Genomic DNA, 16,406 nt, shown 5'->3' with positions numbered 1-16,406 from the left:
GCATTTCTTACACTCGGAATATTTGAGACACTTGGCTCAAATATTAGTCATGGAATTCCGTAGGAAGTCGCTGACGTCCGACATCACTTAAGGAAAGTATCGAAAAAAGACTTTATCTTCAAACAGAAAAGAACGAGAAAACTCGTTCTTTTTATGATTATTTGATATCAAATACTACTGATTTAACTGAAGTCATTGCTTCGATAGAGTATTTAACACCTTGTGTACCGGCACCAGATTTCTTAGCACCCAAGAATGGGAAGTTATCTGTACCACGTTGTGTTTTGTTGTTGATGTGAACTGTACCAACTTCAAGTTGCTCAGCAATCTTGAATGCAAGTGGGAAGTCGTTTGTAAATACAGATGCTTGAAGACCGTATTCAGATTTGTTTGAAAGCTCAATTGCTTCTTCAACTGATTTCACACGGATAATTGGCAATACTGGTCCAAATGGCTCTTCCCAAGCAAGACGCATATCTGATGTTACTTTATCGAAGAGGATTGGGCAGATAAGGTTACCATCACGTTTAATTTCAGTAACAGCTTCCGCACCTTTATCACTTGCATCGTTTACAAGACCTTCAACAAAGTCAGCAGCTTTAGTATCGATAAGTGGTGTAATATCTGCATCTTCTTCTGGATTACCGATAGTCAATTTCAAGACTTTTTCACGGATAGTTTCAACAAGTTTATCTGCAACGTTTTCCATAACAAGAACACGTTTAACGGCTGTACAACGTTGACCTGAGTAACCAAAGGCACCATCAACGATGTTTTTAGCTGCTACTTCAAGATCAGCATCTTCAAGAACGATAGCTGAGTCTTTACCACCAAGTTCAAGCATGATTGGACGCATACCAGCCAATTTACCAATACGTTCACCAACTGGTGTTGAACCTGTAAAGTTGATAAAGTTAACAGCTTCGTGTTCAACGATGTAGTCACCGATTACTGAACCTTTACCTGTGATAGTGCTGAATACACCAGCAGGAACTCCAGCTTCAGCAAATGCTTCTGCCAAGAGAAGACCTGAGATTGAACCTTGTGTTGGTGGTTTAAGGGCTACAACGTTACCTGAGATAAGGGCTGGAGCAATCTTAGAACCTGCAAGGTTAACTGGGTAGTTAAATGGTGAGATAGCAAGAACAAGTCCAAGTGGCTCACGACGAACAACCGCAATTTTTTTCTTGCTTGCTGCTTCAAAACTTCCACCTTCAAGAACTTCACCTTCCATACGAAGTCCTTCTTCAGCTGCGTAGCGAATAATTGAAGCTGTACGTGTAATTTCAGAAACAGATGCTTTATAGCCTTTAGCAATTTCTTTAGAAAGAACAGCACCAATTTTTTCTGCATCACGATCAAGAATATCTGCTGCTTTGTGAAGAATTGCTGCACGCTCTACGTATGAAAGAGCACGCCATGCTGGTTGTGCTGCTTTTGCAGTAGCGTAAACATAATCAACTTCTTCTTGACTCATAGCTGGTACAGAACCAAGCTCTTCTCCAGTTGCTGGTGCATAGATTTTGATTTCGTTTTCAGAAAGTTTCCACTCACCATTGACAAGGTTTTTGTATTGTTTTGCCATTAATAGGTCTCCTTTTTTTATTTATGAGGATGGACATATCTTAGTCACTAAACTAAGAATAAGCAGACTGTACCAATCGGTACAAATCTTATAAACATATTTTAGCATGTTTTGAAATAATTTCAAATATTTACTACGATAAACCATCTCATAATGGATAATAACTTCATTCTATCATTTTTCGGAAATAATTCAAGATTTTACGGCAAATAAATTCAGAAAATTTTGAATTAATAGCGCTTTCCATTAAACTTATTAAAAAAAGAGAGTAAAACTCTCTTTTAATTAGTTGAAGTCAACATATTCTTTTTGAAGTTCAAGAACTTCTTCAGCAGTTGAACATTCTGTAAGGGCACGGTTTGCGTACTCTTGCATTTTAGCTGTGTCAAGAGTTTTCATCAAGCTACGTGTACGAAGTACTGATGTAGCTGACATTGAGAACTCATCAAGACCCATTCCGACAAGAAGTGGAACAGCTTGTTGGTCACCGGCCATTTCACCACACATACCAGCCCATTTACCTTCTGCGTGAGCAGCTTTGATAACGTTGTTGATCAAGCGAAGAATTGATGGGTTGTATGGTTGGTAAAGGTATGAAACTTGTTCGTTCATACGGTCAGCAGCCATTGTGTATTGGATAAGGTCGTTTGTACCAATTGAGAAGAAGTCAACTTCTTTAGCAAATTGGTCAGCAAGCATTGCTGCTGCTGGGATTTCGATCATGATACCAACTTGGATGTCATCTGAAACGGCAACACCTTCAGCTTTAAGGTTAGCTTTTTCTTCATCAAATACAGCTTTTGCTGCACGGAATTCTTTAAGAAGAGCAACCATTGGGAACATGATACGAAGTTGACCATGTACAGATGCACGAAGAAGGGCACGGATTTGTGTGCGGAACATAGCATCTCCTGTTTCAGAGATAGAGATACGCAAAGCACGGAATCCAAGGAATGGGTTCATTTCTTTTGGAAGGTCGAAGTAAGGAAGTTCTTTATCCCCACCGATATCCATTGTACGAACCACAACAGGTTTACCGTTCATTCCTTCAAGAACAGCTTTATAAGCTTCGTATTGCTCATCTTCAGTTGGGAAATCTTGTGAATCCATGTAAAGGAACTCAGTACGATAGAGACCAACTGCTTCTGCACCATTATCGTTTACACCTTCAACGTCTTTAGGTGTACCGATGTTAGCAGCCAATTCAAAGTGTTTACCGTCAGCTGTAACTGTTTGTGCATCTTTAAGAAGAGCCCACTCAGCTTTTTGTTTAGCGTAAGCTTCACCAGCTGCTTTGAAGTCAGCAATTTGTTCTTCAGTAGGGTTGATGATAACTTCACCAGTAATACCATTAACAGCAAGAACATCGCCATCTTTAACAAGTTCAGTAATGTTATTTGTACCAAGAACAGCAGCAATTTCAAGTGTACGAGCCATGATAGCTGAGTGACTTGTACGTCCACCGATGTTAGTTACAAATGCTTTAACAAAGTTTTTGTCCAACTGTGCAGTATCTGAAGGTGTCAAGTCGTGTGCAATAACGATTGACTCTTCACTGATAGCTGCTGGGTTAGGCAATTTAACACCAAGAAGGTTAGCCAAGACACGTTTTGTAACGTCACGGATATCTGCAGCACGTTCTTGCATGTATGGGTTATCTTCCATACCTTCGAAGATAGTGATGAACATATCTGTAACTTCTGTCAAAGCACTCTCAGCGTTAACTTGTTTAGCACGGATTGTTTCTTTGATTTGACCAGTCATTTCTGGGTCAGCAAGAACCATCAAGTGTGCATCGAAAACTGCTGCAGCTTCTTCACCAAGCGTACCTACTGCTTTTTCACGGATAACAGAAAGCTCGTTCTGTGATGCCTCAAGGGCAGCATCTAAACGAGCCTCTTCTGCACTTGTATCCTCGACTGATACAGTCTCGAATGACAAATCCGGTTGAACAAGTAGATATGCTTTAGCAACGGCAACACCGTCAGATGCTGCAATTCCTTTAAGCAATTCTGTCATGTTTATGCCAATCCTTCTTTTGTCATTGTTTCGTCGATAGCTGCGATTGCATCGTCAGCGTCTGCACCTTCAGCTGAGATAGTAACGTCAGCACCTTGACCAACACCAAGGCTCATAACACCCATGATTGATTTAAGGTTTACTGATTTACCTTTGTAGTCCAAAGTGATGTCTGAAGCAAATTTGCTAGCTGTTTGAACAAGCAAAGTAGCTGGACGTGCGTGGATACCTGTTTCTGCAACAATGTGGAAATCTTTAGAAGCCATAGTGGATTCTCCTTTTTACTTTTTGAATTTTTTAGGTTATTTTGATAACCCTTACATTTTCTAGTATAGCATATCGTGTCTCTTTTTTCAAGGTAAAAAATTGTTTTGTGGAAAAAACTTGAAATCCCTTTCCTCTTTTTTCATGTTTTCTTCTATTATTTTAGAGCATCTAATTTCTCTAAGAGTTTTTCTGAAAAGCTACTTGTTGACAAAGCAGGGCAATCATCTAGCAGGTTAGCTAAATCAGCTGTCATTTCCTGCTGAGCGAAAGCGTCTGCGATAGCATTTCTAAGTAAATGCGCAGCTTTTTCCCAAGAAAGGTAATCTAGAAGCATACATGCCGATAAGAGGAGAGAGGTCGGATTAGCCTTGTTCTGCCCCGCAATGTCAGGCGCTGTGCCGTGGGTCGCCTCGAAGATCGCGTGTCCCGTTTTGTAATTGATATTGGCACCAGGTGAGATACCGATTCCTCCCACTTGAGCTGCAAGGGCGTCACTAGCATAGTCACCGTTTAGATTAGTTAATGCTACAACATCAAAAGCCTCAGGTTTTAACAAGATTTGCTGCAAAAAATTGTCGGCGATGATGTCGTTGATGACTAGGTTCCCAGACTCTAGTACATCCGCATACTCTTTCTGAGCCAGCTCATAACCCCACTTTCTGAAGCCACCTTCCGTAAATTTTTGGATGTTTCCCTTATGAACTAGAGTCACTTTTTTCTTTCCATTTTTTAGGGCGTACTCAATAGCAGAGCGAATAAGTCGCTGACTTCCTTCTATAGAAATTGGTTTGATACCGATACTCGATGTCTCTGGAAAGCGGATTTTCTCAACCTGCATTTCCTCTCTTAGAAAATCAATTACTTTCTGAACCCGAGGAGTCCCTGTTTCCCATTCAATTCCAGCATAAATATCCTCGGTATTTTCACGGAAAATAGTTATATCTGTTTTTTCAGGATTTTTCAGAGGACTTGGCACTCCCTTAAAGTAACGAATCGGACGAACACAAGCATACAGATCTAACTCTTGACGCAGAGCGACATTCAAAGAACGAATCCCTTCGCCAACTGGTGTTTCAAGAGGACCTTTGATGGCAACTAGAGAGTCTTTGATAGCGGCAAGTGTTTCAGCAGGAAGCCACTGACCAGTCTTCTCGAAACTTTTTTTACCCGCTAAGACCTCCTGCCATTGGATAGCACGTTCACCATCATAAGCAATAGCCACAGCCCTATCAATAAGAGGCTGAGCCACCTTCCAAATATCCTGACCAACACCATCTCCTTCAATATAAGGAATCACAGGATGATTCGGCACAAATAAACCATCAGCAGTCATTCTAATCTTCTCAGTCATAAACAAATCCTTTCTAAAACATGATACTAGGGGCGATAAACAGACACAGTCAAAACATATAAAAATCTTACGCAACACAGTTTTTTTCTGCTAAATCATTATCATTACCGTTTATTAATAGGAACATAGTGCAGGTTTAGAGCACCTTGGTATTGTGAACGTGGGCGAATTAACTTGTTGTTCTTTTGTTGTTCCTGAATATGGGCAATCCAACCTGAAACACGGCTCATGGCAAAGATGAGCGTAAAGATACTGCTATCAATTCCTAGTACATGGTAGACTGTCGCAGAGTAGAAATCGACATTTGGAATCAAACCTTTCTTTTCTTTCATGAAAAACTCAATTTCTTGTGAAATGTCAAAGAGGTCTTGATTAGCCGTTCCTTCTGTCAGAGCGCCAGCCATTTCTCTGAGATAGACTTCTCTTGGATCTACTGTTTTGTAAACACGGTGCCCAAAGCCCATAATTTTTTCCTGCGAAGCCAATTTCTCAGAAAGATAAGCCTCAACATCCCCTTGCTCTCGAATCTCAGATAACATATCAAAGACACGCTCGTTTGCTCCGCCATGTAAGGGACCTTTCAAGGCACCGATAGCTGTCGTCACGCAAGAATAAATATCCGTCAAGGTCGATGCACAGACACGCGCTGCAAAGGTTGAGGCGTTGAGCTCGTGATCGGCATGAAGAATCAAGGCCTTATTCATAGCCTCAATCTCCAAGTCGCTAGCTTCCTCTCCTTTCAACATATAGAGGAAATTAGCTGCAAAACCAAGGTCTGAACGCGGTTCAATCGGTTGCTGACCTGATCTGAGACGAGCAAAGGCTGCAATAATAGTCGGAATTTTTGCCATGAGTTGAATGCTCTGGCTGTAAACCGCTTCAACTGAGCGTTCCTCAGCCTGCAAATTATAAACTCCAAGAAGAGACACTGTCGATCTAAGAACGCTCATAGGGTGCAGGTGAGGTCGTGACTGAATAAGCAGACACTGCTCTATGGCATCACTGATAGCATAGTTGGCACGCAATTCTTCTGTAAAATGTTTATACTCCATTTGCGTTGGTAGGTGACCATTCCAAAGCAGGTAGATCACTTCCTCAAACGACGCCTTATTTTCCATCAATTCAGCAATGTCATAGCCACCGTAAGCCAGCTTATCATCAATAATCGACGATATCCTGGTCTGGCAGGCAATCATATCTTTTAAACCATTACTTGCTGTCATCTTAGGCTCCTTTCAATTTTTTACGAACAACCATTGGCAGAATACCACCATTTTTATAGTAACGAATATCAGCATCCGCATCGAAACGAACAAGGGCAGAGAAAGTCTTTGTTTGACCCTCAAGACTTGCAGTGACTTCCACAATATCATGGACGCCTGGATTTTGAGAAAGAGCTACTGAGTAAGTCTCTTTTCCTGTCAAACCGAGACTATCAGCTGTCTGACCTTCCAAAAATTGCAGAGGCAAAATCCCCATCATCACAAGATTTGAACGATGGATACGCTCAAATGATTCCGCCAAGACAACCTTGACTCCAAGAAGATTTGCTCCCTTGGCTGCCCAGTCACGACTGGATCCCATACCATAATCTTTACCAGCAATCACGATAGTATCTTGTCCTTTGTCACGATAGCCCATAGCCGCATCGTAAATAGAAATAATCTCGCCATCGTAGTCCGTATAACCACCAATTTTACCAGCAGCTAGTTCATTTTTGATACGAATATTAGCAAAGGTACCACGCATCATAACTTCGTGATTGCCACGACGACTACCGTAAGAGTTGAAGTCCATATAATCCACACCATGTTCGCTTAAATAACGAGCCGCAGGACTATTTCGAGCAATATTTCCCGCTGGCGAGATGTGGTCAGTTGTCACCGTGTCACCAAATTTCGCTAGAACACTGAGATTTTCCAGCGACTTAATCGCCAGATCCCCATCCAAACCATCAAAGTAAGGAGGATTCTGAATATAAGTCGAAGTCTTGTTCCAATCGTAAACCTGACTTGATTTAGTTGGGATGGCATTCCATTTATCACTGTCTGTAAAGACTTGCTTGTATTCTTTGGCAAATAGCTGGCGCGTCACATAGCTAGAAACATAGCTTTCGATTTCTTCACGACTTGGCATAATATCTTCTAGGTAAACAGCTCCGCCATTTTCATCAAAACCAAGCGGCTCAGTAGTTAGGTCAATATTAGTATTTCCAGCCAAAGCGTAGGCTACAACCAGCGGAGGACTAGCTAAATAATTAGCCTTAACCAAGGGATTGATACGCCCTTCAAAGTTACGGTTTCCAGACAAAACAGCCGATACCAACAAATCTTCATCTGTAATTGCCTGAGCAACTTCTGGAGAAAGACTCCCTGAGTTACCGATACAAGTCGTACAACCATAACCGACGACATTAAATCCTAGTTGGTCAAGGTAAGTTTGAAGACCACTAGCTTCCAAGTAAGCTGTTACAACTTTAGACCCTGGTGCCAGAGAAGTCTTGACCGTCTTAGAAACTGACAAGCCTTTTTCAACGGCATTTTTAGCTAATAGCCCAGCTGCTATGAGAACATAGGGATTCGAAGTGTTTGTGCAGGATGTGATTGCTGCGATAGCAACATGTCCTGTCTTGATGGTCTCATCATGATCTTCAAAGTGGACGACTGCTTCCTTGTCCAGCTCTGCCATTTCCAAACCAAATCCCTGAACGCCTGCTTCACGAACAAGAGCATCTTGAAAGGCATCCTTGGCATCTGAAAGTAAGATAAGATCCTGCGGACGCTTTGGTCCAGAGATAGATGGCTTAACCTCTGCCAAATCAATCTCAACAACCTTTGTATAGGTAGGGATATTTTCAGGATCATAAAAGAGATGATTGAGCTTGGCATAATGTTCTGTCAAGGCGATATGATCTTCATCACGATTAGTCAAACGCATATAGTTGAGGGTTTCAACATCAATTGGGAAGTAACCACAGGTAGCACCATACTCAGGAGCCATATTTGCGATCGTCGCTCTATCTGCCAAAGCAAGCGAAGACAGACCTTGACCAAAATACTCAACGAACTTACCAACAACATTTTCTTGACGAAGGACCTGAGTGATTTTCAAAGCTAGGTCAGTCGCCGTCGCAATTTTAGGAAGTTTTCCTTTTAGATGGACACCAATCACTTCAGGTACTGGGAAATAAGACGCCTCACCCAACATAGCAGCCTCAGCCTCAATACCTCCAACTCCCCAACCGAGAACACCAATACCATTGATCATGGTTGTATGACTATCTGTCCCAAACATCGAATCAGGATAGAGGAGACCGTCTTTAGCAATGATAACATCAGATAGAAATTCAATATTAACCTGATGGATAATCCCTGTTGCCGGTGGTACCGCACGGTAATTATCAAAGGAAGACTCTGCCCACTTGAGAAATTCATAACGTTCATTATTGCGTTTGAACTCCAAATTAATATTATCTTCAAGTGCCGTATCACAGCCGAAGAAATCCACCTGAACACTGTGGTCAATAACAAGGTCAACTGGAATCTCAGGATTAATCAAATCAGCAGAGCCACCATTTTTAACAATGGCATCCCTCATCGAAGCCAAATCGACAACAACAGGCACACCAGTAAAATCTTGGAGGATAACACGGCTGGGCTTAAAGGGAATTTCTGCATCAGCAGCTTGCTTTGGAAAGGCTAATAAATTAGAAATGTGATCTTTAGTGACATCAATACCATCCAATTTACGTATAAGACTTTCTAAAAGCACCCTTAAGCTATATGGGTAATTTTTAAGAGCAGATTCACCATCCAGGAAAACCTTTTCTAAATTATAGTAATTGTATACTTTTCCATTAAAAGAGAATTTTTCTTTATATTCAGTCATCGCTATATCCTCCTATATGTCAACTTAGTTAACATTATATTCCTTAAAGAAACTTTACACAAGTTTTACCTTTCAGTTTATGTTACAAAATATAACGCAATTTGTTATTAGTCGTCTCAAAGCCCTAAAACACAAGATATAGGGCTTGTTACATAAACAAAACACAATATTTTGTGTTTTTTAGAGGAAAAATGATTGCTTTTTTTCCATATTTTGGGTATTCTATTTAAGTCTTATTTTTGGAGAACAAAATTTTTTCAAAAATAAATGTGTTTTTTTAAAGAAGAAATAAGGAGATATCATGGCTAAAATCACGCTATTTTCAAAAAATAACTGCATGCAATGCAAAATGACTAAGAAATTTTTAGAGAAAGAAGGAGCTGACTTCGAAGAAATCAACATCGATGAGCATCCTGAAAAAATCGACTACCTTGTTGGTCTCGGATTTAAAGCTGCTCCTGTCGTTGAAGCTGGCGAGGTCCGTTTCTCTGGTTTCCAACCTGCTAAATTGAAAGAAATCATTTAATCATTTCATTAATGCCCTTTGCATCATTTATCAGAAAGGAATTGAAAAGCTCCCTAGAATGTACTTTCTTAGGAGCCTGGTAACCTATTTATGAGTCTTAAAGATTTAGGCGATGTTTCATATTTCCGCCTCAACAACGAAATCAACCGTCCAGTAGACGGACAAATTCCTCTACATAAAGATAAAGAGGCCTTGACTGCCTTCTTCAAGGAAAATGTTCTTCCTAATACCATGTCATTTGACAGTATGACAGACAAGATCACTTACTTGATCGACAACGACTACATCGAAGCTGAGTTTATCGGTAAATACAGTCCTGCTTTCATCGAGCAATTGGCTGCTCAGTTGCAAGCTGAAAACTTCCGCTTCAAGTCATTTATGGCTGCTTACAAGTTCTACCAACAGTACGCCCTTAAAACAAATGATGGTGACTATTACCTTGAAAGCATGGAAGATCGTGTTATGTTTAACGCCCTTTACTTTGCTGACGGTAATGAAGAATTGGCATCTAGTCTTGCTAGCGAGATGATCAACCAGCGTTACCAGCCTGCTACTCCTTCATTCCTCAATGCCGGGCGTAGCCGCCGTGGTGAATTGGTGTCATGTTTCCTTATCCAGGTGACAGATGATATGAATGCCATCGGACGTTCTATCAACTCTGCTCTGCAATTGTCCCGTATCGGTGGTGGTGTCGGTATCTCGCTTAACAACTTGCGTGAAGCTGGTGCTCCAATCAAGGGTTATGCCGGTGCTGCTTCAGGTGTCGTTCCTGTTATGAAACTTTTTGAGGATAGCTTCTCTTACTCTAACCAGCTTGGTCAACGCCAAGGGGCGGGGGTTGTTTACCTCAACGTCTTCCACCCAGATATTATCGCCTTTCTTTCTACTAAAAAGGAAAATGCTGACGAGAAAGTTCGTGTTAAGACCCTTTCACTTGGTGTGACTGTTCCTGATAAATTCTATGAGCTGGCGCGTAACAATGAAGATATGTACCTCTTCAGCCCTTACACAGTTGAGAAAGAATACGGTGTGCCATTCAACTACATTGACATCACTGAAATGTATGACGAATTGGTTGCTAATCCAAATATCACTAAAACAAAAATCAAGGCTCGTGACCTTGAAACAGAGATTTCTAAATTGCAACAGGAGTCAGGTTACCCTTACATCGTGAACGTGGATATTGCTAACCGCAGCAATCCAATCGACGGTAAGATTATCATGTCTAACTTGTGTTCTGAAATTCTCCAAGTTCAAAAACCAAGCCAACTCAACGATGCTCAAGAATTCACTGAAATGGGTACTGACATCTCATGTAACCTTGGTTCAACCAACATTTTGAACATGATGACATCACCGGATTTTGGTCAATCAATCAAGGCTATGACACGCGCATTGACTTTCGTAACAGATTCATCAAGTATCGATGCCGTTCCAACTGTTAAACACGGAAATGAACAAGCTCACACTTTTGGTCTAGGTGCTATGGGACTTCACTCTTACCTAGCACAACACCATATCGAATACGGTAGCCCAGAATCAATCGAGTTCACAGACATCTACTTCATGCTTATGAACTACTGGACTTTGGTGGAATCAAATAATATCGCCCGCGAACGCCAAACAACTTTTGTCGGCTTTGACAAATCAAAATACGCAGACGGTAGCTACTTCGATAAATATGTAACAGGTCAATTTGTACCAAAATCTAATACGGTTAAAGAACTCTTTGCAGACCACTTCATTCCTCAGGCAGAAGATTGGGAAGCTCTACGTCAAGCTGTTATGAAAGATGGTCTCTATCACCAAAACCGCCTTGCCGTAGCACCTAACGGATCAATCTCTTATATCAATGATTGCTCTGCTTCTATCCACCCAATCACGCAACGTATCGAAGAACGCCAAGAGAAGAAAATCGGTAAGATCTACTATCCTGCCAACGGTTTGTCAACAGACACCATTCCTTTCTACAAATCAGCCTACGATATGGACATGCGTAAAATGATCGACGTCTACGCAGCTGCAACAGAGCACGTTGACCAAGGTCTGTCACTAACACTCTTCTTGCGCAGCGAATTGCCAAAAGAACTCTACGAATGGAAAACTGAAAGCAAACAAACTACACGTGACCTTTCAATCCTTCGTAACTACGCCTTCAACAAAGGCATCAAGTCAATCTACTACGTCCGTACCTACACAGATGACGGCGAAGAAGTTGGCTCAAACCAATGTGAATCTTGTGTAATTTAAGATACAAAGGGACGTTTCGCTTGCGAAAATTTTTGTAGAAAAATAGGAAAGCTGACGAAGATACTTTAGTATCTAGGAAGATTTATCTTTTTTCCTAGAAAATTAGTCCCGTGTTCAATTACAAAGATACAAAGAGGTGATGGACTTTTCCTAGCTTCCTCACTAACTTCAAAACTGAAGCATTAGCGGCTTCAGTTTTTTCGTGTCGTATGATACCTTCTTTTCAATAGTCTCCTTAAGTGGTGGGGTCGTAAGCAAACCTTCGGTTCCATTCCTCCGAGCGACTTCGTCGCTCTTAGCACCACGACGGAGACTATCATGAGGGCTCGCTACGCTCGCATTTGGCTTGCGCTCCTATCACAAAAGTTAACAAATATACTTACAACTATGTAACAGTTATCCTTCTCATTTAAGTAAGAAAACCTGAGTAGTACAAACTTTAGGTTTTCTTTTTTTAATGGTATAATAGAAACAAAAAAATTTTTGGAGAATCCCATGACAACCTACTATGAAGCTATAAACTGGAACGAAATTGAAGACGTTATTGATAAGTCTACTTGGGAAAAGTTGACTGAGCAATTTTGGCTTGATACTCGTATTCCTCTATCAAATGACCTTGATGACTGGAGAAAACTTTCTGCTGAGGAAAAAGACTTGGTTGGTAAAGTTTTCGGTGGTTTGACCCTTCTTGATACCATGCAGTCTGAATCTGGTGTGGAAGCTATCCGTGCTGATGTTCGTACACCTCACGAAGAGGCTGTCCTCAACAACATTCAATTCATGGAATCAGTCCACGCCAAGTCTTACTCATCAATCTTCTCAACACTCAATACCAAGTCTGAGATTGAAGAGATTTTTGAATGGACTAACAACAACGAATTCCTTCAGAAAAAAGCTAAGATTATCAACGATATTTATGAAAATGGGGATGCCCTTCAAAAGAAAGTTGCCTCAACTTATCTTGAAACCTTCCTTTTCTATTCTGGTTTCTTCACCCCTCTTTACTATCTTGGTAACAACAAGCTTGCCAACGTTGCTGAAATTATCAAACTAATCATCCGTGATGAGTCTGTTCACGGTACCTACATCGGCTATAAATTCCAACTTGGTTTCAATGAATTATCAGAAGAAAAACAAGAAGAATTCCGTGAGTGGATGTACGACCTCCTCTATCAACTCTACGAAAATGAGGAAGACTACACTAAATCGCTCTATGACAGTGTTGGTTGGACTGAGGAAGTCATGACCTTCCTTCGCTACAATGCTAACAAGGCTCTTATGAACCTTGGTCAAGACCCACTCTTCCCAGATACAGCTAATGACGTTAACCCTATCGTTATGAACGGGATCTCAACAGGAACATCTAACCACGACTTCTTCTCTCAAGTTGGTAATGGTTACCTCTTGGGAACTGTTGAAGCTATGCAGGACGACGATTACAACTTTGGAAAATAATACACTCACTAGAGACAAGGTAATATAAATTATCTTGTTTTTTATTGTGATTTTACAAGATTCTCATTTTATTGCATATTGGTTAGAAATAAATAAGAATTGTGAAATCGTATCCATAGTTTAACTTATTTATGCTATAATTAGACTGATAGTTTCTACTATTTAAAACCAATATCATTTAGGAAAAATTGATTATCGATTTAGGAGAGCTTTATGCTTCAATTTATCACATCCAGCTTTCCAGTCTGGGGAGTCCTTATCTCGTATTTACTGGTCTATCTCTCTCAGCTGATTATCTATTACGATGTCAGTGCTTTTAGAATTCCATGGAAATACTGTTTTCTTTTCGGACTTCTCTATCTTGCGCTAGCTTTTCAACCATTTGGCTGGTTGCCTAGTTTCGCTTCTTTTCTCTTTTTTGCCTATTTTTCATGGGCTAGTAGTCGCTGTTTTTCAGAATTAGCCTTCTTTAGCCTCTATCCTGTTGTTAGTTTTGATATTATTTTAAAACTCTTCTCTGTCTTTATTCTACCGACTTTCGTGGGACCGTTTCATATTGGAAATTATGCTTTTTATGAGCTTTTTGCTATTCTCTTAGCTACTCCAATGAATTATTGGTATCTTATTCTCGTACAGTTTGATAGTCAAACTATTAGTCGGCTGGAATTCAAGAAACGTTATAGTTATATGAGGCTATCTTACTTTACTGCCTTGGCTGTTATTTTTGTCCTCTATGCTATTTACAGCATCAACTTGACTATCTTTGATCCTAAAGCCAAAGAGGGGATTTCAAAAATTCTCTTCTTAGTTCTTTTCTTTGCCAAAACAGGATACCTCTCCTACCTTGGGCAAAAGGTGCAAAATATCTTTAAAAAAGAATTGCAGGGCGAATATCAAGAACACCGTCGTACTCTGAATGACTACAACAGTCTTCTAGAATCAATCTACAAGGACATCAATCGTCAACAGATTCAACATGCTCAGGAGTTTAAGCGAATCAGTAAGCAGATTAAGAAAAAACAGGCTGAGCCTGTCAAGGACTATATGGATGCTTATCAAGCTAAGCACTCTTTACGTCTTAAACCGAGTGATAATCAGAGAAAACTCGACAATATCCATCTCTCATCACTGCGTAAACTTCTGTCTGCCAAGCTTCTTGAAGCGCAAAATCAAGGGATTCAATTCAGTATCGAAATTCCAGATATTATTGACACCTATCCTATTAAAGATCTTCTTTTCATTTCAATGCTGACAGAACTTTTGGAGAATGCCCTCTACTTCTCTGCTGATTCTGAGAAAAAGTCTATCAGCCTAGCCTTATTTACTGAAGAAAATAGCTATGTTTTCATTATTGAAAATACGACTAAGGAGAATCAGGTCGATCTGACTAACATCTTCGAGGAAGGTTATAGCACAACTGATGACAAGGAGGGTATGGGCTTGAAACGTGTCCGTGACATTCTCAATCAAAATCCCTCTCTTTCTCTCAATACCCTAAGCCGTAAGCAAATCTTTAGGCAACGCTTAGAATGTTCAACAGAAGGTAAACAGACTCATGAATGATTTAATTTATAGCCTATTAGAATACCTGACTCTCTTTCTGGTTGAATGGTATATCTTTAAAAAATTTACAGGGATTGTCGTCAGTAAACGCTACTTTTTCTTGTTTGGCTTGATTTACTTTTTAGCAAGTGATTTTTGTGCCCAGTATGGCATTCCAATGACTCCGATTTTCTTTTTAGTCATTATTAATCACTTCCGTCCTAATCAGGCTCCTGGTGTTCGTTTTATTCAGGCTTGCTACCCACCGCTTGTAACATCTTACCTAAGAAGACTAGCAGCCATTTTCATTATCCCTCATATCCTGCCAGTAAACAGTCAAGAGGTCTTAACAGAGCAACCGCTGATTTTCTTGTCCTACCTCTTTACCCTTCCACTCTTTTATTTCTTTATCAAATTAGCTGCGCTGGACTTTGATACCATTCAAGACTTGGATAGGGAGCATTACCTCCGGGTCGCTATTAGAAGTACGAGTTTTTTGATTACTTTCTATCTCTTTTACCTGCTTCAGATGCTCCTTCACCACAATCTCCCTCAGGTCTTTCCAGTTCCCTATCTGGATGATCCCTTCTGGCAATTGCCTATCTTTGCTGCTTACAGTCTCCTGTTACTTTGGGATATGGTTAATCTCAGTAAGGCAACGCGCCAGCAATTATCCTTTAATATCGCCTCTGAAGAGAAGAGGCATCTGGACGATATCGATAATTACAATCACTACATCGTCAACCTTTTAAATGATAAAATCAGGTATCAAACTGACTACTACAACTATCTAGATAAGATTTACAAACGTCTAGCCAGCGGTAAAAAGGTCGTTCATGTTGAAGAGTCGCCTGAATTTCTCCATCAATTAGATGAAGTCAGTCTCAATCAACTGGAGCATATCAAGATTAATATCATTCGAAATCAGCTGCATGCCCAGCTATTAAAACTAAAAAGACAAGGGATTCAATTGCAAGTCAACTGCTTGTCAGATCTTGTCAAAGTGCCAATCAGCGATCTGGAATTCTATCAATTGATTAACTTTATCTTCAATCACGTTTCTGCTTGCCCAAAGAGAAGACCATCTCGGTTCCAATTATCCTATTTTAAGATTAATGACAAGAATATCCTTCTCTTTGAAAGTCTTATCTCAGATAAACACTCCAAGGAGGGCTTTAAAGATATCAAAGCTCAAGTTTTGAAGCTCTATCCCGATATTCAAAACTTGCTTGCAAGAACACCTCAGGTTTCAGTAGAAATCACTAAAACCGAAGAGCAAATCAACTATATTCTAGAAATCAGCTAAACTCATTAAAAAGGCTCTTTGTCAACTGTAGTGGGTTGACTAATAATTAAGTACGAGAGAGAATCAGATTGGTTCTCTCTTTTGTTGCATTCAAAGCGAGGAGTATCCGCTTTTTGAAGTTTTCAAAGTTTCGGAATCCGAAAGCATTTCGTTTAATGACTTTGATGAGGTTATTGGTTGCTTCGAGCTTGGCGTTGGAATAAGGCAGTTCCAGAGC

Annotated in this window: 12 protein-coding genes; 5 read left to right on the top strand and 7 right to left on the bottom strand. The window is 40.3% G+C overall.

The genetic code is table 11. The features are described from left to right. Positions 1–157: 157 nt before the first annotated feature. From JOC28_RS07195 to acnA, 6 genes are all read right to left on the bottom strand, one after another. Positions 158–1,585, bottom strand: coding sequence for an NADP-dependent glyceraldehyde-3-phosphate dehydrogenase (locus JOC28_RS07195; protein ID WP_205010020.1), 1,428 nt, complete (start codon positions 1,583–1,585; stop codon positions 158–160). Positions 1,586–1,870: 285 nt separating this feature from the next. Next, on the bottom strand, positions 1,871–3,604 hold the full coding sequence (gene ptsP / locus JOC28_RS07190; protein ID WP_205010019.1) for a phosphoenolpyruvate--protein phosphotransferase: 1,734 nt from the start codon (positions 3,602–3,604) through the stop codon (positions 1,871–1,873). Between the two features lie 2 nt (positions 3,605–3,606). After that, positions 3,607–3,870 carry a phosphocarrier protein HPr gene (locus JOC28_RS07185; RefSeq protein ID WP_205010018.1) on the bottom strand — a complete coding sequence of 88 codons (264 nt, stop codon included), beginning with the start codon at positions 3,868–3,870 and terminating at the stop codon, positions 3,607–3,609. A gap of 155 nt (positions 3,871–4,025) precedes the next feature. Further along, the gene (gene icd, locus JOC28_RS07180) at positions 4,026–5,222 is read right to left on the bottom strand and encodes an NADP-dependent isocitrate dehydrogenase (RefSeq protein WP_205010017.1); all 1,197 of its coding nucleotides are present in this window, start codon (positions 5,220–5,222) and stop codon (positions 4,026–4,028) included. Positions 5,223–5,326: 104 nt separating this feature from the next. Beyond that, entirely contained in the window at positions 5,327–6,445 is a 1,119-nt protein-coding gene (locus JOC28_RS07175) for a citrate synthase (RefSeq protein ID WP_205010016.1), read from the bottom strand. Between the two features lies 1 nt (position 6,446). Then, positions 6,447–9,110: an aconitate hydratase AcnA gene (acnA, locus tag JOC28_RS07170; protein ID WP_205010015.1), complete on the bottom strand. Its 2,664-nt coding sequence runs from the start codon at positions 9,108–9,110 to the stop codon at positions 6,447–6,449. Positions 9,111–9,411: 301 nt separating this feature from the next. Between acnA and nrdH the strand changes: the two genes are divergently transcribed. The 5 genes from nrdH (at position 9,412) to JOC28_RS07145 (ending at position 16,189) form a co-directional block, all read left to right on the top strand. After that, positions 9,412–9,636 carry a glutaredoxin-like protein NrdH gene (nrdH, locus tag JOC28_RS07165; protein ID WP_205010014.1) on the top strand — a complete coding sequence of 75 codons (225 nt, stop codon included), beginning with the start codon at positions 9,412–9,414 and terminating at the stop codon, positions 9,634–9,636. Between the two features lie 90 nt (positions 9,637–9,726). Then, positions 9,727–11,886, top strand: a complete 2,160-nt coding sequence (nrdE, locus tag JOC28_RS07160; RefSeq protein WP_205010013.1) for a class 1b ribonucleoside-diphosphate reductase subunit alpha — start codon at positions 9,727–9,729, stop codon at positions 11,884–11,886. A gap of 495 nt (positions 11,887–12,381) precedes the next feature. Continuing rightward, entirely contained in the window at positions 12,382–13,341 is a 960-nt protein-coding gene (nrdF, locus tag JOC28_RS07155; RefSeq protein ID WP_205010012.1) for a class 1b ribonucleoside-diphosphate reductase subunit beta, read from the top strand. A gap of 213 nt (positions 13,342–13,554) precedes the next feature. Further along, complete coding sequence (locus JOC28_RS07150) at positions 13,555–14,904, top strand: GHKL domain-containing protein (protein ID WP_205010011.1); 1,350 nt, start codon at positions 13,555–13,557, stop codon at positions 14,902–14,904. Next, positions 14,897–16,189, top strand: coding sequence for a hypothetical protein (locus tag JOC28_RS07145; protein WP_205010010.1), 1,293 nt, complete (start codon positions 14,897–14,899; stop codon positions 16,187–16,189). The genes JOC28_RS07150 and JOC28_RS07145 overlap by 8 nt, the downstream gene beginning before the upstream one ends. A gap of 46 nt (positions 16,190–16,235) precedes the next feature. Here JOC28_RS07145 and JOC28_RS07140 read toward each other — a convergent pair. Continuing rightward, positions 16,236–16,406, bottom strand: a 171-nt coding sequence (locus JOC28_RS07140; RefSeq protein WP_205010031.1) for a transposase, incomplete at its 5' end; no start/stop codon positions are given.

Source organism: Streptococcus loxodontisalivarius (assembly GCF_016908645.1).
Taxonomy (GTDB): Bacteria; Bacillota; Bacilli; order Lactobacillales; family Streptococcaceae; genus Streptococcus; species Streptococcus loxodontisalivarius.
Note: the sequence above shows the minus strand (reverse complement) of the source record. Positions and strands in the feature narration are given on the sequence as shown.